Origin of the sequence: Mesorhizobium shonense, assembly GCF_040545255.1 — a bacterium.
Classification (GTDB): domain Bacteria; phylum Pseudomonadota; class Alphaproteobacteria; order Rhizobiales; family Rhizobiaceae; genus Mesorhizobium; species Mesorhizobium shonense.
In genome coordinates this window covers 555,975-578,567 of sequence record NZ_JBEPLM010000002.1, presented here as the reverse complement: position 1 = coordinate 578,567, position 22,593 = coordinate 555,975, and the positions used below count along the sequence as shown (strand labels likewise).

Genomic DNA, 22,593 nt, shown 5'->3' with positions numbered 1-22,593 from the left:
ACCCCTAAGGCAGTTGATTCAACATCTCAGCGTCAGCGCGCCGGGCAGGATTTCGAAAGTCGCAGGGATTCGGCCCGGTGACTCGCCGTCTATGTCGACCAGCGCGCCGTTCTTCTCCACATCGCCAACCGGCTCCACCAGCACCTTGCAGCCGCGCAGTATGGTGATCGCCGGGTGGTTGCGGTGGCGCCCGCCATAGAGCAGCCGGATGTCCCGGATCAGCCCGAGCTTGTTCTGCGCCCGCACGATGACGATGTCGAACTGGCCGTCGGAGAGATCGGCGTCGGGCGCGATCATCATGCCGCCGCCGAAGAACTTGCCGTTGGCGACCGCCACCAGCGCCATGCGCGCCTCGATCGGCTCGCCGTCGTCTATGGTGATCCTGACCTCCTGGAAGCGGTAGCGGAGGAACTCCAGCACCGTGCGCCAGAAGAACAGCGCCTTGACCGAGACCTGGCCCTTGCGCTTGTCGGCATTGACCGCGCGATCGGTGGCGCCTGATAGGCCGAGACTGGCGATGTTGATGAAATGACGGCTGGCCAGCGCGCCGTGGTCGTCGATATAGCTGATGCGTCCGGCGTCGATCTTGCGCGCGCTGGCGCCGGCGATGCGCGCCAGCGCTTCCTCGATGTCGTCCGGCAGGCCCAGCCCTCGCGCGAAATCGATGCCGGTGCCGCAGGGCAGCAGCCCAAGTTCGCTCGTCCGGCCGGTCTCGAATTCTGCCTGCAGCAGCCCGTCCGCCACCTCGCTGGCCGTGCCGTCGCCGCCGGCGGCAATCACCAGGTTGCAGCCATCGACCGCGAGGTCGATCGCCAGCCGCTCGGCATCGCCGCTGGTTTGCGTTTCGCGCAGATCGAATTCACCGAAATGCTTCTTGAGCGATGCGGCAACCTCGGGCCAATGACGCTTCAGCTTGCCGCCTCCCGCAATCGGATTGAGAACCACCCCGACCTTCAATCCGACCTCCCCCGAGGCATGCCGCCCAACCTGGACGGCGGTTTTGGACAGCGACATAGATCTGACAAGAGCCGAAGCTGAGCCAACAGTCCTTTGCCGGCATTGAAACCCGGGCCGGTCGGCGGGGCAAGGCTCCATCGTTCGAAGGGTCACGCAAATGGCGGGGCAGGCTGTCTAAGGGGTTTGGGCCGCAAATTCAGGGACTTGTCACGTCGATCCCCGATAATCCCGCTATCCACAGGTTCGCGTGTATTCCGCAAAGCCATTACCCGGCGTACATTGAACCCATCTCAGGCGGCTACCGAACGCCTCGCCGAAAGGCAAAGCGCAAGGCGGATTTCCTGAGGCCCGTACGAGCCGGAACGAGAGCAGGTTCGCCTGTTGGAGGGACGGATGTCGGCGGGGCCGCGGAAAGCGTGCGAACGCCAACGGCGGACCGATGCTGCCATGAAGGCCGGTGAAAACCTTCGATGGCACGCTGGGCGAAGCCCGCAAGGGTGGAGATCGGCGTGGTCCGGAACGGGCGCTGCCCCTCGGGTGGCGACTGGCAGGACCGTCAAAATCAAGGCCGGCTTGGCGCGACGACTTTACGGAAGTTGCTGCCGCGACTGGTTCCTGATCTGACAGGGAGGCGCTGGGAGAAATCCCAGCGCCGACTGTCTTTTTGGCTGCCGCTTCAACACATCTTTCCGGCGCTGCAACTGATGTTTTCCGGCCACAGTCGCAAGCCAAGCAATCTTCCGTAACGCGCGGTCATGCACAATTCACAATCGCGGCCAAATCCCGCCTTGTTCCCCGGCGATTGATCGGCCTGGGAACGAATTCAAAGGGACAGGACCGTGATCAAGACCGCCCTTGTCGCCATGACCATCGTCGGCTGCGACTGCGACGCCAAGCTCTGCGAATATATCGGCGAGACGCCCGCCAAATGGGCGACGATCGCCGACTGCGAGGCGGCGATGAAGAGCCAGATGCTGCATCAGCGCAACTTCAACTATCCGCTGGTTTCCGGCATCTGCCGCACCAAGGGCTCGGCATCGACCTCGGAGCTCGCCGCGAAAGCGTCCGGGCCGGAGCTGAGGCCGATGAACCGCACCGTCGAAACCATCGCTCCGTTGCCGCCCGAGCTCAGCCATCGTCCCAGCGTCCCGGTCGGCGAGACGGTGACGGCCAGCGAGACGGAAGCCGCGCGGCCGGTCGCCTTCGAGAGCGCGGTCGACGGCGGCAGCGCCGTGCTCTACCGCACCAAGGCCGGTTATGCCGTGGTCAAGACCGATCTCGGCCGCGCCGCGACCGCGACGGTCGACATGGCCAAGCGGTCGGCAAACTGGCTGACGGGACTCGTGCCGAGCGGGCTGTAGGAGCAATTCCAGGAAAAGCGTGAAGCGGTTTTCCGTCCGGAACTGCGTAAAACAAAAAGTCCACCTCTAAAGCCTGACCTTCAGGGTCTCCCAAAACTTGTCGATCATCGGCTGCTCGGTTGCCGCGTCCTGGTCGCCGATGCGCGTGATGAACAGCAGCCCCTGATCGGCGAGGCCGAAGCCGACGATCTCGAAATCGGCGCTGTCGGTCCGTGTCTTCACGGTGGCCTTGATGCCGGTCAGTTGCCTGCCGTCGGCGAGCTTGCGGGTCGTCGGCTGCTGCGTCAGCGTCCCGCCCGCCTGAACCGATTCCTTCGTCATCTCCTGCAGCATCAACTGGTCGAGCGATACCGGGTTCATCTTGCCGTATTCCTGCACCACGACGATGGTGCCCAGCGCCGAGGCCGCCAGGTACTGCGTTGTGCTGTCGCCGAGGTCGGTCTCGGTGACGGAGATACGGCTCGGATGGACGAAGGAAAAAGTGCCGCCCGAGAAGGTTGCGAAGTCGTTGCGGTCGAGCCTCACCTTGGCCGTCCGGCCGCCGGGCAAGGTGACGTTCGCGTCCTCACCGGGATCGATGTCGACAGTCACGCCGTCGATCGTCAGCTTGAAGGCTTTCAGGTCCTCGGCGCGGGCGAGCCCGGCGCAAGGCAGGATCGTGGCGAGCACCGTAGCCGCAAGTCTCAGTCGCATGTCCTGTTCCTCCAAACCAGTTCCACTCCAAGCTTCGCCGGTCGCGCGACGCCGAAGTCGCTCTGCTCACCACCTATCATTCGCTCATGACAGATAGCGTGACCACTCTGAAGGCGTCGATTGATAATGCCGGCGCGTTGCGTGAAGATAGCGGCCTATCTGGAGTTGGGGGGCTTCATGACCTTTGCCGTTCGCGCCGCGCTTTGCCTGCTGCTGGCGCTCATTCCTTTGCATGTTCAGGCGCAAGGCACCGATAACAGTGACGACAAGACGGTGATGGTCGCCCCGGACGACGCCGATATGGCGGCGGCGATCGCAAAGGCACGATCCAGCCTGGATGACTTCCTGGCTTTGTCCGAAGCGCCGCCGCCCGGAACCGACAAATTCAAGTTGAAGGTCATGGTCGTCGACGGAAATGTGACGGAGCATTTCTGGGTCATCCCCTTCAAGCGGACCGCCAACGGCTTTGTCGGCATATTGGCGAACGAGCCGGAACTCGTCCGCAACGTCGTCTTCGGCCAGAACATCGAATTCACCAGGGATGATATTTCCGACTGGGGATACACCAAAAATGGTCGCCAGGTCGGCAGCTTCACCGTCTGCGTGATGTTCAAGCAAATGTCGAAGGAAGAGGCGGATTACATGCGCGCCCAATACGGCTTCGATTGTTGAACAGCATGATCGCGCCATGCCTATGCAGTGGGCAGGCAGGGATCGGTCAACAGTCGGCTTGTCAGCCGGGAAAGATCGCGCTCAGGCGTTCCGCAACCTTCCGCTTCAATGATCTCTCCAGCACCTCTACCGGCACCAGCTGCTCATGAGGGCCCCTGCGCAACCGCATGAAGGGGTACAGTTTGTAGGTAGCGATCCTGCCAAGTGTGTCGCTCTCGGCGCTGACGTCGACGACGAGAATCGAGCCTATGCGGCCGGGCCATGGCTGCCTGGCAAAGGCCGTGCCGAGGAAATCGCCGAGGCCGTAGGCGACGAGGCTGTCGCCGATGCGCTCGACCGGCTGTACGACATGGGCGTGGTGGCCGGCAATCAGTCGGACACCACACTCTGCCAGCCGCCGGGCCAGCGCCCGCGTTGCCGGCCTCGGAAAATGCCGGAATTCCCAGTCCCAATGCGGCACGGCGCATAAAAGAGCGACGCCCTCGCTAAGCCCGCGCGGCCATTCACCCGGATCGCTCTTCATGGACACACGCGCTCGAAAATCGGCTTCACCGGCATTGCGCCAAAGCGTGAAGGCGGCAAAGCCGATCGTCAGCGGCCCGGCGGCATGGTGCTGGACCGGCCCGCCAATCGTCGTGCCGATGGTGCGAATGCCGAGCCCCTTCAGCGCCACGACCGTCTCGTCGAAGCCGGCGACACCCTGGTCGAGCATGTGGTTGTTGGCGAGTGACAGCACGAGCTTGTCGCGGACAATACCGACGGCCGCGAGCGCGTCCGCCAAAAAACGCTCGGTCATGGCGTGATGGGTGCCGAGCCGCGTGCCCATCACTGCGCTCGGCCGCGCGACGATCGGGCTTTCGCAATTGCCGACGACGAGATCGGCGGAGCCGAGCAGCGCCGCAATCGCGGGGTCGCATTCCGGAGCCGTGCGATTGGCGACCGCCGAGATGTCGCCGATGAAGGCAAGCCGCACCGTCTGCGCCGGCGGCGGATCGATCAGCGTCGCCGCCGGCGCCGCGAAACCGTTCCTGTCGCCGCCGAGCGACGGTTTCAGGAATCGCGGCAGCCAGGACAGTTTGTAGGAAAGCGGATAGTTCGACACGCGATGCCCATTCGTTTGTCCTGTGTGTAGACCGTTCCGGGGATCGGTTGAAGCCGGTCTCATGGCCCCGCTCAGAGCGGACGCCGTCGGCCAACAGGTGTATGGTCGCTGCACTGTGAGTGGAGGATGACGATGACGCGCATTGCCGGCCTGGTGGCTGCAGCCTTGTTTCTGTGCCTGCCGATCTCATCGGTCGCCGCGGAAATGCCGGCAGCTGCAAAAACCCTGTTCGAGGCCAAATCCGTTTCGGAGCGGAACACCGCCCTGTCCGCGCTGGAAGCGGCGGCACCGGGCGATCCGGCATCGGCCTATGCAGCCGGCGCTGGCGAATTCTTCACCGCGCTGGAAATCCTGGCCAGCGGGCTCCACCGCCACGGCTTCGAGAGCCCGCAATCCTTCGTGTTGCCGCTGATGCGGCTTCCGGTGCCGGACAATCCCAATCCCGAGCCGCTCACTTATGAAAAATTCCGCGCCATCCTGGTCGCCTTCCGCGACCGACTGGAGAAATCCGCCGCCACGCTGGGCTCGGTGCCCGCTGATGCCGACATCGGCTTGGTGGTCGACCTCATCCATGCCGGCATCGATCTCAATGAGGATGGCAACATCGCGCCGGACGAAAGCATTGGCGCGATCATGGCCTCGCTCTCACGCGGCGGCATCGACACGAGGGATGGCGCACCGCAGCTTACCTTCCGCTTCGACCGCGCCGACGGCTATTGGCTGCAGGGTTACGCCGAGTTCCTGATGGCGCAGGCCGATTTCTGGCTGGCGCATGATTTCAAGACCATGTTCGACGGCTCCTTCCACATGCTGTTCCCGCGCGCGAAACTGCCGCTGCAGGATACGCTGGTGCCGCCGGACGGCGGGATGAGCGGCAGCATCTTCGCCTCCGAATGGCGCTTCGCCGACTTCATCTCGCTGGTGCATCTCGTCAACTGGCCGGTGGTCGAGCCGGAGCGCCGGCAGGCCGCGCGCCGTCACCTTTTGGAGATGATCCGGCTTTCCCGCGAAGACTGGAAGGCGATCCGCGCTGAAACCGACAACGACCGCGAATGGCTGCCGGGACCGCAGCAGAAGGGCATCAATCCGCTCACCGGCCTCGAGGTCGGCGAGGAGCAGGTGCAGGCCTGGCTGGCCGCGCTTGATACGGCCGAAGACCTTCTCGAAGGCCGCGTGCTGCTGCCGCATTTCCGCATCGCCGGCAAGGGCATCAACATGAAGCGCTTCTTCGACGAGCCGAAGCCTTTCGACCTCGTGCTGTCGATCACCGGCCCCGCCATCGCGCCCTATCTCGAAAGCGGGAAAATTCTCACCAGCGACGATTTCGACCAGATCCAGCGCGAGTTCGGCGGCGCCGGATTCTTGACTTTCGCGCTGTGGTTCAATTGAAGGGGAGGGAAGCGTGCGACATGCCTCCTGACAGCCTTCTGTCAGCAGCGTCCGCCGGCGACACCCGCCTCTTCACTCCGCTCTTTCCATTTCGGCCGAGTCCTCCCATATTCGGGCCATGGCCAAACGCACCGACAAGAAAACGCCCTCGCCGGCGCAAGAGGGCGCGCCGAAACGGCGCAGCCCGCTGACCGAATTCCTCGACGCTGCCGAGCCGTTGAGGCCGGGCGGCTTTGCCGAGGCGCCGCAGAGCGAGTTCTCCGGCGCGCCGCTGACCGGCTCGATCTCCGATTGGGCCGGGCAGATCGAGCGCGAGGCGGAAAAGCAGCCGAAGGCAAAGGCGCCGAAGAAGATCCCCGAACGCTCGTCCGCGCCCGGTCGCACGGCGCGCGGCACGTCAATGGGCGGCGCGGCGTCTGCGAAGGAACGCGCGGCCGCCGGCCTCAACCCGGTGGCCGGTCTCGACATCAGTCTGGAGGACGCCGAGTCGGTTTCCTCGAGCGGTGTCACCGCCACGGTAGCGGCGCTGTCGGCGCTGATCGAATCCGGCAACCCGCTGCACAAGGACGGTCAACTCTGGACGCCGCACCGTCCCGCGCGGCCGGAAAAGTCGGAAGGCGGCATCGCGATCAAGATGGTGTCGGATTTCGAGCCGGCCGGCGACCAGCCGACCGCCATCAAGGACCTCGTCGAAGGCGTCGACCAGAGCGACCGCACCCAGGTGCTGCTCGGCGTCACCGGCTCGGGCAAGACCTTCACCATGGCCAAGGTGATCGAGGAAACGCAGCGCCCTGCCCTGATCCTGGCGCCCAACAAGACGCTGGCCGCGCAGCTCTACGCCGAGTTCAAAAAATTCTTCCCCGACAACGCGGTCGAGTATTTCGTCTCCTACTACGACTACTACCAGCCTGAGGCCTACGTTCCGCGCACCGACACTTATATCGAGAAGGAATCCTCGATCAACGAACAGATTGACCGCATGCGCCACTCGGCGACGCGCTCGCTGCTGGAGCGCGACGACGTCATCATCGTCGCCTCGGTCTCCTGCATCTACGGTATCGGTTCGGTCGAGACCTATACGGCGATGACCTTCCAGATGCAGGTCGGCGACCGGCTCGACCAGCGCGCTCTGCTCGCCGACCTCGTCGCCCAGCAGTACAAGCGCCAGGACGTCAACTTCGTGCGCGGCTCCTTCCGCGTGCGCGGCGACACGATCGAGATCTTCCCCGCCCACCTCGAGGACCGCGCCTGGCGCATCTCGATGTTCGGCGACGAGATCGAGGCGATCACCGAGTTCGACCCGCTGACCGGCCAGAAGACGGGTGAGCTGAAGAGCGTCAAGATATATGCCAACTCGCACTATGTGACGCCGCGCCCGACCTTGAATCAAGCCATCAAGTCCATCAAGGAAGAGCTGCAATACCGCCTGCAAGAGCTTGAAAAGGCTGGCCGTCTGCTGGAGGCGCAGCGGCTCGAGCAGCGCACCCGCTTCGACCTTGAGATGCTGGAAGCGACCGGCTCTTGCGCCGGCATCGAGAACTATTCGCGCTATCTCACCGGACGCCAGCCCGGCGAGCCGCCGCCGACGCTGTTCGAATATGTGCCGGACAATGCGCTGATCTTTATTGACGAGAGCCACGTCACCGTGCCGCAGATCGGCGGCATGTATCGCGGCGACTTCCGCCGCAAGGCGACGCTGGCGGAGTACGGTTTCCGCCTGCCTTCCTGCATGGACAACCGGCCGCTGCGCTTCGAGGAATGGGACGCCATGCGCCCGCTGTCGGTCGCGGTTTCGGCGACGCCGGGCGGCTGGGAGCTGGAGCAGTCCGGCGGCGTCTTCGCCGAGCAGGTCATCCGCCCGACCGGCCTGATCGACCCGCCGGTCGAGGTGCGCCCCGCCAAGAGCCAGGTCGACGATGTCGTCGGCGAGATCCGCGAGACGACCAGGCTGGGCTATCGCACGCTGGTCACGGTACTGACCAAGCGCATGGCGGAAGACCTCACCGAGTACCTGCATGAGAACGGCATCCGCGTCCGTTACATGCATTCCGACATCGACACGCTGGAGCGCATCGAGATCCTGCGCGACCTGCGCCTCGGCGCCTTCGACGTGCTGGTCGGCATCAACCTTTTGCGCGAAGGTCTGGACATTCCGGAGTGCGGCTTCGTCGCCATCCTAGACGCAGACAAGGAAGGTTTCTTGCGCTCGGAAACCTCGCTGATCCAGACCATCGGCCGCGCCGCGCGCAATGTCGACGGCAAGGTCATCCTCTATGCCGACCAGATCACCGGCTCGATGGAGCGGGCGATGGCCGAGACCAACCGCCGCCGCGAGAAGCAGATGGAGTGGAACGCGGCCAACGGCATCACGCCGGAATCGGTCAAGTCGCGCATCGCCGACATTCTGGATTCGGTCTACGAGAAGGATCATGTGCGCGCCGACATCTCGCAGTTCACCGACGATGCCGGCGCCATGATCGGCAACAATCTGAAGACCCATCTCGAGGCGCTCGACAAGCAGATGCGCGATGCCGCCGCCAATCTCGACTTCGAGAAGGCCGCCCGCATCCGCGATGAGATCAAGCGGCTGCGCGAGATGGAGCTTGCCATCTCCGACGACCCGCTGGCGCGCGAGGTGGAAAGCCAAAGTCCCGCCTCAGGCCGTGAAAAGGGCAAGCACAACAAGGGCGTGGCCAGACACCGTACGGCCGAGGAACAGGAGCGTTTCCGCAGGCTCGACGAGGCACGTGCCGCCGAAGAGGCGGCCAAGGCTGCCCGGCCCAACATGTTTCGCAAGCCGCATCTTGACGAGATGGGCGCCGACGGCGCCGTGCCGGTGAGGAAGGCGCTGTTCGCCAAGCCGTCGATCGACGACATGGGACCCGGCACCGATATGCCGACGCCGTCGGGCGCTGTTTCGCGCTCGCTGTTCAAGAAGCAGAGCGCTCAGGAAGCGCACGGCTCCGACTTCGGCATCCCCGGCGATCGCACCAAGCCGTTGTTCCGGAAGAACTCGCTCGACGAAATGACGGTGCGCCGCACCGAAAAACCCGTCGAAGGAAAGAAGCCGGCGAGGCCGCAGCCGATCTCGGGACCTGGCGAGACCGAACGGAGCGCGAAGGAGCGAGAAGACAAACCAATCGTCCGTCAGCGCTCCGGCATCGGCTCCTACGAAGACCCGAGCGACGAGCGCCGTCAAAAACGCCGGCCTGGCAAGACGGGGCGGCCGGGGCAGTAGCACGCTGTTGCGGATATGTTCGAACGGCATCTAGACTGGCCCGATGGTCGTTGTTCGCAGACTTCAGGAAGACGAATTCAAGGCCTGTTTCGCGGAGCCGATGCGGAACGTCACCGCCACCGCGGAGGCCGACGTCGACATATGGCCATATGTCGAGGCGTTGGATTTGGATGAAATCGGTCTGCCCTATTTGAACGACGTCCACTATGTCTATCGGGACGCGCTAAGCCGGTTCGATCAGGTTCTGATCGGCACCGGCCGTTTCAATACGCTTCTGGTCATCGTCGTCGATCTCGGCAAAAGAGCGGTGTTCGGCCATTTCTTACTGGACTTGAACGAGGAGTACGGGGTGAATGGTGGCCATCTGAGGTCTGTCTGACCTGCTGCCTGCCGACCGCTTGCCTCCTGCCCTCCCTCGGTGTACCCAGTCCCCCAACTCGAACATCTGCAAAGGAGGGCTGCGTGTATTTCTATCACCACCGTCAGCGCGGCCCTGTCTGTGCCCTGCGAGCTTGCTTGCAGGGCTGACCAGGACGGTCCGGGAAATTTCCCCGCTTCGATTTTTGGTCTGCCCTTCGTGGTGCCGCTGAGCTCGGCCTGATGGCCTGCCTGCGCACCGTTAAAGTGCACCAGCCGGAGTTCCTCCGGGCAGACCAGAGAAATCGACATGGCCCTGATCAGCCTCAAATCCCTCGGCGTCACCACGAGTGCGCCGCTCTTCTACAATCTCGACCTCACCATCGGCGCCGGCGACCGGCTGGGCATCGTCGCCGCAAACGGCCGCGGCAAATCCACCTTGCTGAAATGCCTGGCCGGTGAACTCGAACCTACCGCCGGCGAGATCACCCGGTCGCGCGGCCTTCGTGTCGGCCATGTCGAGCAATCCATTCCCGAGGCGCTCCTCGACTGCAGCTTCCATGAAGTCGTCGCCGATGCCTTGCCGCCCGAGCAGCGCGACAGCGAGCTCTGGCGCGTCGACGTGGTACTCGATTCGCTCGACGTAGCCGAGGACATGCGCGGCCGGCCGATGCGGGCGTTGAGCGGCGGCTGGCAGCGGCTGGCGCTGATCGCCCGCGTCTGGGTTACCGATCCTGACGTGCTTCTGCTCGACGAGCCGACCAACCATCTCGACCTCGCCAAGATCGGCCAGCTCGAAACCTGGCTCAACGGCCTGCCGCGCGAGGTGCCGGTCATCATCGCCAGCCACGACCGCGCCTTTCTCGACGCCACCACCAACCGCACGCTGTTCCTGCGCCCGGAAGAATCGCCGGTGTTCTCGCTGCCTTATTCGCGCGCCAGGCAGGCGCTCGACGAGGCCGACGCCTCGACGGCGCGCAAGTTCGAGCGCGATATGAAAATCGCCCAGCAGTTGCGCCGGCAGGCCGCCAAGCTCAACAACATCGGCATCAATTCCGGCAGCGACCTGCTGACAGTGAAAACCAGGCAGCTCAAGCAGCGGGCCGAGAAGCTGGAGGATGCAGCCGTGGCCGCCCATCGCGAGCGCTCGGCCGGCGCGATCAGGCTGGCGAACCGCGGCACCCACGCCAAGGTGCTGGTCACGCTGGACGACGCGGCGGTGGAAACGCCCGACGGCGCGCTGCTGTTCAGGAGCGGCAAGCGCCATATCTGCCAGGACGACCGCATCGTTCTGCTCGGCCGCAACGGCGTCGGCAAGTCGCGCTTCATTTCGATGATACGCGCCGCCATCGCCGACCCCGGCACGGTGCGGAACATCAAGGTGACGCCGTCGACCGTGCTTGGCTACAGCGACCAGGCGCTGTCGGGCATCGGCGCCGACGACACGCCGCTGGCGATGGTCTCGCGCCGCTTCGAGGTCGGCGAGCCCCGCGCCCGTTCGCTTCTTGCCGGCGCGGGCGTCGCCATCGAGATGCAGGAGAAAAAGATCGGCGCCTTGTCGGGCGGCCAGCGGTCGCGGCTGATGATGCTGGTGCTGCGGCTCATCAACCCCAACTTCTATCTGCTCGACGAGCCGACCAACCATCTCGACATCGACGGCCAGGAAGCGCTGGAGGACGAGTTGCTGAAGCATCAGGCGAGCTGCCTGCTCGCCTCGCACGACCGCTCCTTCATCCGCACGGTCGGCAACCGTTTCTGGCTGATCGAGAAGCGGCGGCTGACCGAAGTCGACAGTCCGGAGAACTTCTTCCGCTCTGTTGCCGAGACGGAGCGCTGAGAGACCACAACAAGGCTGGCCCGTAATGGGCCGGCTTTCCGGCACAAGAAAAAATCTGGGCGATCTGTCGGATCGCCGCAGTACCCGTCGTCCTTGGGATGCCTACACGATGATGCCGGCATCAACCAGGGAGAGTTCATCATGTCGATACTGTCATCCATCGGCCGCATCGCCACCCAATATGCGGCGACGCGCGCCCGCTACCGCAGCGAACGCATCCTGCTTTCGCTGCCGGACGAACTACGCAAGGACATCGGTTTTCCGGAAATTCTCGAAACGCGGAACAGCCGCCACGTGGCCACCTTCTCGAGCAAGGTCATCTGAGAGTGGCCAATCATCTAGTGCGATAGTCACCCGGCTTCCCCGGTCGCCCGGCCTGTCCGGGTCCGGCTCTCTAGAAAATTTTGCGACCCGTGTAGGATTGCGGTCGCCTCGTCCGTCTTTCGATCGCAAGGCCAAATCAACCCGTGCAGAGGAACACGCAAATGACCGACCAGACCCCACCCCGCGCCAAGGTGCTTGGCGGACTGACCCCCTACCTGCAGGTCGACGGCGCCATCAAGGCGGCGGAGTTCTACAAGAAGGCTTTCGGGGCCGAGGAAGTCTTTGCCTATCCGCCGGACGACAAGGGCCGCACCATGCATATCCACCTCTACGTCAACGGCTCGACGCTGATGCTGGGCGACGCCTATCCCGAGCACGGCCATCCGCATCAGGCGGCGCAGGGCTACACGCTGCAGCTCCATCTCGGCAGCGACGATATCGATACCTGGTGGAAGCGCGCAGTGGACGCCGGCTGCGAAGTCGTCACGCCGCTGCAGGTCATGTTCTGGGGCGACCGCTGGGGCCAGGTGAAGGATCCCTTCGGCGTCGCCTGGGCTATGAACGCGCCGGTGAAGTGAGCCCGTCCTACCTCTCTCCCTGTGGGAGAGGTCGGATTGCCCCGAATTGCCCTTCGCAATTCGGCTGGCAATCAGGGGTAAGCAGCGCCAAGCTGGAACACCCCTCATCCGTCGCGGCGCTGCGCGCCGATCCACCTTCTCCCACAACAAGGGGAGAAGGGAGAGCCGCACCCAACCAAGGAGATCACCATGTCCTATGTCGATGGCTTCGTGCTCGCCGTGCCGAAGGCAAATCTCGACGCCTACAAGAAAATGGCCACACAGGCCGGCGCTATCTGGAAGGAGTACGGCGCGCTCGCCTATGTCGAATGCATCGGCGACGACGTGCCCTATGGCGAGATCACCTCGTTCCCGCGCGCCGTCCAGGCCAAGGATGACGAAGTCGTCGTCTTCGCCTGGGTCGTCTATGAAAACAGGCAAAGCCGCGACGCCGTCATGGCCAAGATCATGGTCGACGAGCGGTTGAAAGCCGATTGGCCGACAATGCCGTTCGACGGCAAGCGCATGATTTTCGGCGGCTTCCAGCCGTTCATCGAGCTTTGAGCAGCGCGACCCCAAGCTGGGTTGAGATTGAGGTCAGGCCGAGTCGAGAATGGTGGTTCCCGAGAACCGGAGCGGAGCGTACTTAACGTACGTGAGCACCGGCCTACGCCGGCCGTAGCCTTAATTTAGCTGCCGCGCCACTCGCGAGTGCTTCGGCCGGCGAAGGCCGGAAGCGCAGGGAACCGCCGTTCGTAGGCCGGCCTCACCTCAAGATCAGCCCAGCTTGTCGAGCAGCGGCTTCAGCCTGTCCCCATAGCGCTTCCACAGATCGACCGAGCCTTGATACATCGGCTGGCGCACCTGCGCGGCGGACGCCGTGCGCACCGGCCGGTCGGTCTCGTGGAACGACAGCACCTTGTCGTCCCAGGGCAGGCCGAGATGCGCCATCAATGCTCGCGTTTGCCCTTCCTGGTCGGCGACGAAATCCTCGTAGCGCACGTCGTGCACGACGCCGGGCAGCACCTTGCGCCAATGCGCCATGATGTCGGCATAGAGGTTATGGAAGTCGGCGAGCTCGCCGAGATCGTAGCCGTAGCGGTGGCTGTCGCCGCGGAAATGCACCTTGAAGATCGACAGGCACGTGGCCGCCGCGTCGCGCGCGCAATGCACGATCTTCGCCTTCGGCAGCATCATGTGAAGGAAGCCGACCAGAAGGAAGTTGCCCGGCATCTTGTCGGTGACATGGCGGAAGCCCGGGTAGCGGCCGTGCAGCATGTCGAGATAGGCCTGCCCCGCCTCGGCGAAGGCCTTGTCCGGCATCTCGGCAATCCCCCAGGGAAAGCCGCCCGGCATGCTCATCGGAAACTGCTTGCCGACCACCGTCTTCAGGATGCTGAGCTCGCCCGCGCCAAAGACCTGCGGATGGCTGGCGATGATCTGCTCGACCAGCGTCGTGCCGGAGCGCGGCATGCCGACGACGAAGATCGGCGTGTCGTCGGAAATATCGCTCGTCCGGTGCTTTTCGAAGAAGGCCTTGTCGAAGACCGCCTTCATCGCCTCGAACTCGTCGCGCGTCCGCACCGGATCGTAGTCGATGCCCTTGCGGCGGATCGAATTGCCCTCGGCGAAATAGTCGAAGGCGCGGCCATAGTCCTTCAGATCGTCATTGGCCTTGCCGAGGCCGAAGGAAAGCTGCATGCGCGCAAGGCTGTCCTGCGGCGCCTTGGCGTGCTCGGCCTCCATGCCGGCAAGCTCCGGGTCGCGCTCGGACTGGCGCTTGACCTGTGTCAGCAAAAGCCAGGCTTTCGCCATGGCGGGAGCGATCGCCACCGCCTGGCGGGCAAGATCGGCGGCTTCAGTGAGCTTGCCCTTCTCCATCATGGCGACGCCGAGCCCATAGAGCAGCTCCGCATCCTTGGGCCGGATCGACAGCGACTCGCGGAAGAGCGCAATCGCCTCGTCCAGCCGCCCGGCTTCCTGCAGCGTTTCGGCAAGGCCGATGCGCGCGCGAACATGGAAGGGGTTGCGGCCGATCGTGCCGCGATAGATCTCCTCGGCGCCCTCGAACTGGCCGAGTTGCTTCAGCGACGAGCCGAGATTGTCGCGCGCCGCCAATTGGTCCGGCCGGATGTCCACAGCGCCGCGGAAGAAATCGGCGGCGGCGGCGACGCGACCGAGATCGCGCATGACCGTGCCCATATTGTTGAGGAAATCGGCATTCCTGGGCTGCTGCGTCACCGACTGCTCGATGAGGTCGAGCCCTTCCTCGCTGCGGCCGGTCTGATGCAGGAGAAGGCCAAGGAAATGAAGTGCAGCGGCATGGTTCGGCTGCTGCCCCAGCACCTGCCGGTAAAGCGACTCCGCTTCCTGGCGGCGCCCCGCCTGGTGCAGTTGCAGCGCGCGCTGCACATAGGGATCGAGCGGGCTCGCCGATCCTGGCTTGCCGCCCGCGTTTGCCGCTCTTCTCTGATCTCTGTTAATGGGAAACCTGCCGTATTTGTCCGCCCGCCGGACCTAAGCCAAGCGGACGGGAGATGCAAGTGTGTGGCTGGCGCTCCGGCAGATTGCCCTCGACACGGAGCGCAAACCAGGCCCCCGCTAGCACGGCCCGTCGCCGATGACGCGATAGTCCGCCGCGCGGGCCTCGCATGCATTCGGGAAGGTGCGCACCGCGCCATGGCGCCTGGCGCAGACCGGCGCGTATTCGCGCGTGCAGAAGGTCTGCTCGCCGCCCCCACCGCCACCACCACCGCCATCCCGGCAAGGACCGTCGCGCACGATGCGATACCCTGCCCTCTCTGCCTGGCAGGCGTTGGCGAAGGTCTGGCGGTCGCCGCCGCGCCGTGCGCAGACCGGTTCATATTGCATGGTGCAGAGTTGCGGATGCGGCCTTGGCGGGCGTGGACGCGGCCCTTCATCGACCACGACGGTGCAGGCCGCCAGCAATGCCGACAGAAGCAGGGCGACAAAGCCCTGCCGCGAAACGATTGCCGCTAGAAATCGCATGGGTCCCTCCCCGGTCCTCGTTCAGGCGCAACCCGCGCCAGCTCGCGCAATACTCGACATTTCGACATCGAGCGCAACCCCGGCTTGTGGATTGCCCGGGCGGAAGATCCAATGCATGTCGCCCAAAAGTGCGCAGCGGTTTTGGGAAAACGACATGCATCAAAACAAAGACTTAAAGCGCGTCGCTTGAGTCCGTTTCGACGCGACGCGCTTTATTGCCGACTGGCTTTCTCGCTGGCCCATGCCTGGCTCCTTTCTGGCCGATGACCGGTCATGGCGCCGGGTCTATCGATGCCCCTGCGTCGGGCGCGCTGACGGCCGCCCGCGGCGCCGTCTTGCAACCATCACATTTCCGTGTAATAAATTTCGGGTTCGGGCATTTACGACCCGGAGAGCGGCACGTTTTGGAACGACCTTTCCCCGATAGTGTGAATCTCTGACGGCCCCGTTTTTCGGCGGGGGCCTTGACCATGCGCGAATGCATGACTGCCGAACCAAGCACCGGGACTAGCCCAGACACGAGACAGCGGGCGAGCCCACGAGACTGATACGGGTGAAGGAGTTTCCCCCATGGCCCAGACCGGCACCGTAAAGTTCTTCAACGCCACCAAAGGCTTCGGCTTCATCACGCCTGACGGCGGCGCCAAGGACGTGTTCGTCCACATCTCCGCGATCGAGGCCTCCGGCCTGCGCACGCTCGTCGACGGTCAGAAGGTTACCTTCGACGTCGAGCCGGACCGCATGGGCAAAGGCCCGAAGGCGGTCAACCTGCGCGCGGCCTGAGCGGGCAACGCTGCCTGTCTTCCGCTGATGAATGGCGCGGCAGGATCATGAATTGGCTTCGCAAGAAGCATGAGTTTTCGAGGGCGCGACGGGACCGTTGCGCCCTTTTTTGTCCGGCAAATGGCTGGATTGGCAAGCGAAAACTTTCTCTTGCCGATAGCGCTAAAATAAAGGACAAATTTCCTCTCGGGCAGTTTGCCGGCCCGAGACTGACATGATGGGATCAAAGGAGCTTCCCATGCCGCAGACCGGCACCGTCAAATTCTTCAACCATGCCAAGGGCTTCGGCTTCATCACGCCCGACGATGGCGCGAAGGATGTCTTCGTCCACATTTCGGCCGTGCAGGCGTCGGGCCTTCCCGGTCTTGAGGATGGGCAGAAAGTGACATTCGACACCGAGCCGGACAAGCGCGGCAAGGGTCCGAAGGCCGTCAATCTGTCTATCGGCTAAGCCGGCTCAAGACAGATCCGACGGAGGCTGAGCAGGCGGGACGCTCCCGCGGAGCTCGGAATTTTTGTTCGAGCCGCGACATCGTTCGCCCAATTCCGTTCAGCCTCCGTTCAGCCACGGTCTTCTATCAATCTTTGCCAAAGCCGATCCGCATCCCCTGAAAAATACGCGGGCCCGGCGCGAAGGAGACCGAAAATGAACCGATTTCTCAAGACCGCCATTCTGACTGCCGGCATCGCCGCGACCACTTTGGCCACCTTCTCGGCGGCCAATGCCGACGACTGGCGCTGGCGTCATCATCACCATGGTGGCCATGGTGACGCCCTCGCCGCCGGCGTTGTCGGCCTCGCGGCAGGTGCGCTGATCGGCAGCGCGCTCAGCAACCCCGGGCCGAGGTATTACGACCCGGCCTATGATGATGGTTATTATGTCGACCGGCCCGTTCGCCGTTATTACGCGCAGCCGCGTGTCGTCTATGCCGACCGCTATGCCGAGCCGTGGACCCGCGACTGGTACGAGTATTGCTCGGACCGCTACCGCACCTTCAACTCGCGTACCGGCACCTTCACCGGCAATGATGGCGAGCAGCATTTCTGCGTCGCCAACTAACCGGAGCAATCGCGTCTAAACTCTTGGGGTTCCCTGCCCGGCAAAAGCGCCGCCTCTCAGCGGCGCTTTTCTTTTGGAGGCAGGTCAGACCAAAAATGGGTTGGTCCGGCGCTCCTCGCCGAAGCGGCCGCCCGGACCGTGGCCACAGATGAAGCCGACATCGTCGCCGAGCGGCAGGAGCTTGTTCTTTATCGAGGCCATCAGCGCGGCGTGATCGCCGCCAGGCAGATCGGTGCGGCCGACCGAGCCGCGGAACAGCACGTCGCCGACATGGGCGAACTTGGCCGCGCGGTTGTAGTAGACGACATGACCCGGCGCGTGACCCGGGCAATGCAGCACCTCGAACACATGCTCGCCGAATGAAACCGTCTCGCCTTCGATGAGAAACCGGTCCGGCACGCAATTGCGTACGGGATCCGTGAGCCCGAAACGCCTGGCCTGGTTCTCGAGGTTGGCAAGCAGCGGTCGATCGGCCTCATGCGGGCCGATGATGTCGATGCCGAGCGCATCTTTCAGTTCCATCGCGCCGCCCGCATGATCGATATGGCCGTGGGTGATCCAGATCGCTCCCGCCGTGATCGCATTGTCCTCGAGCACTGCCAGTATCTTGTCGACATCGCCGCCGGGATCGACGACGACGCCGTTCCTATCGTCCATGTCGAACAGGATGGCGCAGTTCTGCTGGAAGGGCGTGACCGGCACTATGCCGGCATTGAGCTGACCCATGGCTTTCCTTCCCCACGGCTTTCCTTTCGAAGTGTCGCCCTGATGTAGACAGGTGAGCGAGCGGCGTCCACCATTCGGCCGGAGCGAATGATCCTCGAAAAGAAATGGCGGCCGTGGCCGCCGCAAATAATCCATGAAAAAGAAATGGGCGGCCGTGGCCGCCCATGCGCAGGCCCGAAAAGAAAAATGCCCTATTTCTTCATCGCGCCCATGACCGCGCCGATGATGGCGGTCAGGATGGCGCCGCCGCCGGCGCCGCCGACGATGTTCGGCACGTTCAGCGCGCTGCCCAGCCCGCCCGCTGCTGCCGCGGCCGCCGCCGGATCGACCGTGCCGCCGCCGAGCAGGCTGCCGAGAATGGCCGCGCCGCCGACGCCGCCGATAGCGCCGCCGAGGATCTTGGGAAGTTGGCCCAGTGCCGCCTGTTTCAGCGCCGCGCCGACTGCCTGACCGCCGATGACACCCGTGATCACCTGAATAACGATCGCAACGAGTGTGTTCGTATCCATGTACCTAGTCCCTCCATAGCCGCCAGCCTCCTCGGGCCGACGCCATCATGAGACGCCGAATTGTTCGAAAGTCAAATGCGCGAGCGCTTAAATAAAAGGGGCGGCCCGAAAACCGCCCCTGTTGCACAAAAAAGCTGTGACTATCGCTATTCTGCCGCGATGGCGTGCTTTGGTTGCACTGCGGCAGAATAGTCATTCATCAACGTCTTGGCGATCTCGCCGACCTCGAATCGGTACGGGCCGATCTCCGAAACCGGAGTGACTTCCGCGGCCGTGCCGGTGAGGAAGCACTGCTCGAAGCCTTCGAGCTCTTCAGGCATGATGGCGCGATCGATCACCTCGAGACCACGATCCTTGGCCAGGCCGATCACGGTGCGGCGGGTGATGCCGTCGAGGAAGCAGTCGGGCGTCGGCGTGTGGACCTTGCCGTCCTTGACGAAGAAGATGTTGGCGCCGGTGGCTTCCGCCACCTGGCCGCGCCAGTCGAGCATCATGGCGTCGGCATAGCCCTTGGCCTCGGCGGCGTGCTTGGAGAGCGTGCAGATCATGTAGAGGCCGGCGGCCTTGGATTTGGACGGCTCGGTGCGCGGGTCTGGGCGGCGCCATTCGGCGATGTCGAGACGAATGCCCTTCAGCTTCTGCGCCGGGTCGAAATAGCTAGGCCATTGCCATATGGCGATGGCGCAGTTGATGCGGTTGTTCTGCGCCGAGACGCCCATCTGCTCGCTGCCGCGCCAGGCGATCGGGCGCACATAGGCGTCCTGGAAACCCTGCTTCTTCAAAAGCGTACGGCAGGCCTCGTCGATCTCGGCGACCGAATAGGGAATCTTGAAGCCGAGCAGGCGCGCCGATTCATGCAGGCGCTCGTTGTGCTCGGTCAGTTTGAAGATCTGGCCGCCATAGGCGCGCTCGCCTTCGAAGACGGCGCTGGCATAGTGCAGGCCGTGGGTCAGCACGTGGATCTTGGCGTCGGCCCATTTGACGAACTCGCCGTTCATCCAGATGAAGCCTTCCAGTTGATCGAAGGGAACGGATGCCATGGAAACCTCCCGCGGGCGGACGCCCGCAAATCGTTGTGTCATATAGCGTTTCGCGTCAGCCGCGCCACAGGTCCGAAACGCCGGCCGGTGCTTGGAAACGTAGGCGGATATTCAATCCATGGCAAACTCAGGAAGTTCCGGAAAAACCGCTTTCGCTTGCCTTTTCGTTCGCAATCCGCCGAAAAGCTTGTCAAAAATTATCATTGCCCGGAAATTACGTCAACAGTACTGACATAATTCCGCCTTCGCATGGAGAAATGATGACGGATCGAAGCCCCGCAGCCGGAAAACCGATCAGAACGGCGATCACCGACGAGGACGGCATCGACTTTGCCATCATCGAATTGTTTTTCTTCGCTTATCGCGACTTCACCTCCGATCCGGACCAGATCCTCGCCGACTACGGCTTCGGCCGCGCCCATCACCGCGTGCTGCATTTCGTCAACCGCAGGCCCGGGCTGACGGTCGCCGAGCTGCTCGACGTGCTGAAGATCACCAAGCAGAGCCTCGCGCGGGTGCTGAAGCAGTTGATCGACACGGACCATATCGTCCAGTTGCAGGGCCCGCGCGACCGCCGTCAGCGCGAACTTTATCCGACCGCCAAGGGCCGCGCGCTGGCGCTGGCGCTGGCACGGCCACAGTCGCGCCGCATCCGTGCTGCATTGAAGGATTCTGGGACCACCGAACGCACCTCGATCGAACGATTCCTGGAGGCGATGGTCAATCCGGAACTAAGAGCGCAGATCAACATTGTGCCTGCGCAAACATCGGGGAAGAAAAATGGAGACCACTGAGAAGGTTGATCATCCGGCGGCGCCCGGCGATGATGCGCCACATCTGCTGGTGGTCGATGACGACACCCGCATCCGCAATCTGCTCAAGCAATACCTGTCCGAGAACGGCTTTCGCGTCACCGTCGCCGGAAATTCGGGCGAGGCCCGGCGCAAGCTCGCGGGCCTCGACTTCGACCTGCTCGTGCTCGACGTCATGATGCCCGGCGAAACCGGCGTCGACCTGACCAAGGCGCTGCGGGCCGAGAAGAACGTGCCGATCCTGATGCTGACGGCGCTGTCGGAAACCGACAGCCGCATCACCGGGCTGGAAGCCGGCGCCGACGACTATCTGCCGAAGCCCTTCGACCCGCGCGAGCTGATCCTGCGCATCAACAACATTCTGCGCCGCGGCGGGCCGGCGGCGACGCCGAAGGTCGAGCAGCTCGTCTTCGGCCCCTACACGTTCCAGATCGCCAAGCGCGAACTGAAGCGTGGCGGCGAGGCGCTGAAGCTGACCGATCGCGAGCAGGAGATCCTGGCGATCTTCGCCGCGCGGGCGGGAGAGACGATACCGCGGCACGAACTCGTCGGCGACGAATCGGACGTCGGCGAGCGTACTATCGATGTCCAGATCAACCGGCTGCGCCGAAAGATCGAGCGCGATCCGTCCAATCCGGTGTGGCTACAGACCGTTCGCGGTATTGGGTATCGGCTCAGCGTGGAATAACATCCTCTCGACGGCCTTTTGCTGAACGGCCCTCGACGAGCGGAAGGGCGAATGGCGACCACGCAACTGGAACATCCGAAAGGAGGCGGTCCCGGCGATTTCGCGATGCGGACGCTGAAGGCGATGCCGCGCGCCTGGAACCGGTTCTGGCGCCTGGTCGCGCTCTACATGCCGAAGCGGCTCTATGCGCGCTCGCTCATCATCGTCATCGCGCCGATGATCCTCCTGCAGTCGGTCGTCGCGTTCGTGTTCATGGAGCGGCATTGGCAGACGGTCACCCAGCGTCTGTCGCAGGCCACCGTCCGCGATATCGCCGCCATCATCGACATGATGGAGACCTATCCGCACGATGCGGACTACGCCAACATCATCCGCATCGCCCAGGACCGCATGCAGCTGAAAGTGGATCTGCTGCCGCCCGATCCGCTGCCGCCGCCCGGACCGAAACCGTTCTTCTCGATCCTCGACGAGGCTTTGTCGTCAGAGATCACCAGGCAGATCAACCGACCCTTCTGGATCGACACCGTCGGCAATTCCAACATCGTCGAGGTCCGCGTCCAGCTCGAAGGCAAGGTCTTGCGCGTCTTCGTGCGCCGCAGCCAGGCCTATGCCTCCAACACCCATATCTTCCTGATCTGGATGGTCGGCACCTCGCTGGTGCTTTTGATGATCGCCATCCCCTTCCTGCGCAACCAGATCAGGCCGATACTCACCCTCGCCGAAGCCGCCGAAAGCTTCGGCAAGGGCAGGCCGATGCCGCGCGATTTCCGCCCGCGCGGCGCGGAGGAAGTGCGCCGCGCCGGCTTCGCCTTCATCCAGATGCGCGAGCGCATCGAGCGCCAGATCGAACAGCGCACCGCCATGCTGACCGGCGTCAGCCACGACCTCAGGACCATCCTCACCCGTTTCAAGCTGCAGCTGGCGCTGGCGGGCGGCAAGGCCGAGACCAAGGCTGCGCTCAACCAGGACATCGACGACATGCAGTCGATGCTGGAGGGCTACCTTGCCTTTGCCCGCGGCGAGGCTGCTGAAGATACTGGCCGCTTCGATCTTGAGACCTATTTTCAGAAGCTGGGCGAAGAAGCGCAGCTGCGCAAGGCCAAGCTGTCCACCACCTTGATCGGCGATCCGGCCGTGCATGTGCGGCCGAATGCCTTTGCCAGGCTGCTGTCCAACGTCATCGGCAACGCCTTCCGCTATGCCAAGACCGTCGAGGTCCATGCCAATCACGGCCGCGGCTCGCTGACGGTAACCATCGACGACGACGGCCCGGGCATCGCCCCCGACAAACGCGAAGAGGTGTTCAAGCCGTTCCTGCGGCTCGACGAGGCGCGCAACCTCGATGCCAGCGGCACCGGCCTCGGCCTGTCGATCGCCCGCGACATCGCCCGCAGCCATGGCGGCGACATCACGCTCGAGGACAGCCCGCTCGGCGGCTTGCGCGCCGTGATCAAGGTTCCCGCCTAGCCAGAGCATGAA

23 protein-coding genes are annotated in these 22,593 nt (G+C 63.8%); 15 read left to right on the top strand and 8 right to left on the bottom strand.

The genetic code is table 11. From position 1 onward, the window contains the following. Nucleotides 1-18: 18 nt before the first annotated feature. Entirely contained in the window at nucleotides 19-957 is a 939-nt protein-coding gene (locus ABID26_RS08250) for a diacylglycerol/lipid kinase family protein (protein WP_292301369.1), read from the bottom strand. A gap of 839 nt (nucleotides 958-1,796) precedes the next feature. Here ABID26_RS08250 and ABID26_RS08245 point away from each other — a divergent pair. Continuing rightward, entirely contained in the window at nucleotides 1,797-2,318 is a 522-nt protein-coding gene (locus tag ABID26_RS08245; protein WP_292301371.1) for a hypothetical protein, read from the top strand. 66 nt (nucleotides 2,319-2,384) lie between these two features. On the opposite strand, the gene ABID26_RS08240 is transcribed toward ABID26_RS08245, so the two are convergent. Beyond that, nucleotides 2,385-3,011: a hypothetical protein gene (locus ABID26_RS08240; protein WP_292301373.1), complete on the bottom strand. Its 627-nt coding sequence runs from the start codon at nucleotides 3,009-3,011 to the stop codon at nucleotides 2,385-2,387. 177 nt (nucleotides 3,012-3,188) lie between these two features. Between ABID26_RS08240 and ABID26_RS08235 the strand changes: the two genes are divergently transcribed. Continuing rightward, nucleotides 3,189-3,683, top strand: a complete 495-nt coding sequence (locus tag ABID26_RS08235) for a YegJ family protein (protein ID WP_292301380.1) — start codon at nucleotides 3,189-3,191, stop codon at nucleotides 3,681-3,683. A gap of 61 nt (nucleotides 3,684-3,744) precedes the next feature. Here the strand turns inward: ABID26_RS08235 and ABID26_RS08230 are convergent, their stop codons facing one another. Then, nucleotides 3,745-4,785 (bottom strand): CapA family protein, encoded by a 1,041-nt coding sequence (locus ABID26_RS08230; RefSeq protein WP_292301375.1) that lies wholly within the window; start codon nucleotides 4,783-4,785, stop codon nucleotides 3,745-3,747. A 132-nt stretch (nucleotides 4,786-4,917) separates the two neighbouring features. On the opposite strand from ABID26_RS08230, the gene ABID26_RS08225 reads away from it, so the two are divergent. The 7 genes from ABID26_RS08225 (at nucleotide 4,918) to ABID26_RS08195 (ending at nucleotide 13,051) form a co-directional block, all read left to right on the top strand. After that, entirely contained in the window at nucleotides 4,918-6,174 is a 1,257-nt protein-coding gene (locus ABID26_RS08225) for a hypothetical protein (RefSeq protein WP_292301377.1), read from the top strand. 118 nt (nucleotides 6,175-6,292) lie between these two features. Then, entirely contained in the window at nucleotides 6,293-9,412 is a 3,120-nt protein-coding gene (uvrB, locus tag ABID26_RS08220) for an excinuclease ABC subunit UvrB (protein ID WP_292343636.1), read from the top strand. Nucleotides 9,413-9,455: 43 nt separating this feature from the next. After that, on the top strand, nucleotides 9,456-9,791 hold the full coding sequence (locus tag ABID26_RS08215; RefSeq protein WP_292304917.1) for a hypothetical protein: 336 nt from the start codon (nucleotides 9,456-9,458) through the stop codon (nucleotides 9,789-9,791). 288 nt (nucleotides 9,792-10,079) lie between these two features. Further along, entirely contained in the window at nucleotides 10,080-11,606 is a 1,527-nt protein-coding gene (locus tag ABID26_RS08210) for an ABC-F family ATP-binding cassette domain-containing protein (RefSeq protein ID WP_292343635.1), read from the top strand. A gap of 141 nt (nucleotides 11,607-11,747) precedes the next feature. Next, a complete protein-coding gene (locus ABID26_RS08205) occupies nucleotides 11,748-11,930 on the top strand; it encodes a hypothetical protein (protein WP_292298739.1) in 183 nt (60 codons plus the stop codon). 161 nt (nucleotides 11,931-12,091) lie between these two features. Next, the gene (locus tag ABID26_RS08200) at nucleotides 12,092-12,508 is read left to right on the top strand and encodes a VOC family protein (protein ID WP_292298741.1); all 417 of its coding nucleotides are present in this window, start codon (nucleotides 12,092-12,094) and stop codon (nucleotides 12,506-12,508) included. Between the two features lie 189 nt (nucleotides 12,509-12,697). Beyond that, nucleotides 12,698-13,051: a DUF1428 domain-containing protein gene (locus tag ABID26_RS08195; RefSeq protein WP_292340225.1), complete on the top strand. Its 354-nt coding sequence runs from the start codon at nucleotides 12,698-12,700 to the stop codon at nucleotides 13,049-13,051. 213 nt (nucleotides 13,052-13,264) lie between these two features. Here ABID26_RS08195 and ABID26_RS08190 read toward each other — a convergent pair whose 3' ends face one another. Next, entirely contained in the window at nucleotides 13,265-14,899 is a 1,635-nt protein-coding gene (locus ABID26_RS08190; RefSeq protein ID WP_292298744.1) for a tetratricopeptide repeat-containing sulfotransferase family protein, read from the bottom strand. Nucleotides 14,900-15,088: 189 nt separating this feature from the next. Next, a complete protein-coding gene (locus ABID26_RS08185; protein ID WP_292298746.1) occupies nucleotides 15,089-15,496 on the bottom strand; it encodes a Kazal-type serine protease inhibitor domain-containing protein in 408 nt (135 codons plus the stop codon). 570 nt (nucleotides 15,497-16,066) lie between these two features. Between ABID26_RS08185 and ABID26_RS08180 the strand changes: the two genes are divergently transcribed. The 3 genes from ABID26_RS08180 (at nucleotide 16,067) to ABID26_RS08170 (ending at nucleotide 17,339) form a co-directional block, all read left to right on the top strand. Next, the gene (locus ABID26_RS08180) at nucleotides 16,067-16,279 is read left to right on the top strand and encodes a cold-shock protein (RefSeq protein WP_006202520.1); all 213 of its coding nucleotides are present in this window, start codon (nucleotides 16,067-16,069) and stop codon (nucleotides 16,277-16,279) included. Between the two features lie 238 nt (nucleotides 16,280-16,517). Then, complete coding sequence (locus ABID26_RS08175) at nucleotides 16,518-16,730, top strand: cold-shock protein (RefSeq protein ID WP_006202521.1); 213 nt, start codon at nucleotides 16,518-16,520, stop codon at nucleotides 16,728-16,730. A 195-nt stretch (nucleotides 16,731-16,925) separates the two neighbouring features. Continuing rightward, nucleotides 16,926-17,339: a BA14K family protein gene (locus ABID26_RS08170; protein WP_126098789.1), complete on the top strand. Its 414-nt coding sequence runs from the start codon at nucleotides 16,926-16,928 to the stop codon at nucleotides 17,337-17,339. Between the two features lie 84 nt (nucleotides 17,340-17,423). Here ABID26_RS08170 and ABID26_RS08165 read toward each other — a convergent pair whose 3' ends face one another. From ABID26_RS08165 to ABID26_RS08155, 3 genes are all read right to left on the bottom strand, one after another. Continuing rightward, nucleotides 17,424-18,065: an MBL fold metallo-hydrolase gene (locus ABID26_RS08165; protein ID WP_126098788.1), complete on the bottom strand. Its 642-nt coding sequence runs from the start codon at nucleotides 18,063-18,065 to the stop codon at nucleotides 17,424-17,426. Nucleotides 18,066-18,256: 191 nt separating this feature from the next. Next, nucleotides 18,257-18,574, bottom strand: coding sequence for a hypothetical protein (locus ABID26_RS08160; protein ID WP_059188908.1), 318 nt, complete (start codon nucleotides 18,572-18,574; stop codon nucleotides 18,257-18,259). A gap of 146 nt (nucleotides 18,575-18,720) precedes the next feature. After that, entirely contained in the window at nucleotides 18,721-19,614 is an 894-nt protein-coding gene (locus ABID26_RS08155; protein ID WP_354414840.1) for a branched-chain amino acid aminotransferase, read from the bottom strand. 260 nt (nucleotides 19,615-19,874) lie between these two features. Here ABID26_RS08155 and ABID26_RS08150 point away from each other — a divergent pair, with 260 nt between their 5' ends. Genes ABID26_RS08150 through ABID26_RS08140 form a run of 3 tightly spaced genes read left to right on the top strand, consistent with a single transcriptional unit; the run spans nucleotide 19,875 to nucleotide 22,581 of the window. Next, the gene (locus tag ABID26_RS08150) at nucleotides 19,875-20,408 is read left to right on the top strand and encodes a MarR family winged helix-turn-helix transcriptional regulator (RefSeq protein ID WP_189521546.1); all 534 of its coding nucleotides are present in this window, start codon (nucleotides 19,875-19,877) and stop codon (nucleotides 20,406-20,408) included. Beyond that, nucleotides 20,395-21,114, top strand: coding sequence for a response regulator (locus ABID26_RS08145; protein WP_059188911.1), 720 nt, complete (start codon nucleotides 20,395-20,397; stop codon nucleotides 21,112-21,114). The genes ABID26_RS08150 and ABID26_RS08145 overlap by 14 nt, the downstream gene beginning before the upstream one ends. A 51-nt stretch (nucleotides 21,115-21,165) precedes the next feature. Further along, entirely contained in the window at nucleotides 21,166-22,581 is a 1,416-nt protein-coding gene (locus ABID26_RS08140; RefSeq protein ID WP_292298752.1) for an ATP-binding protein, read from the top strand. Nucleotides 22,582-22,593 lie beyond the last annotated feature (12 nt).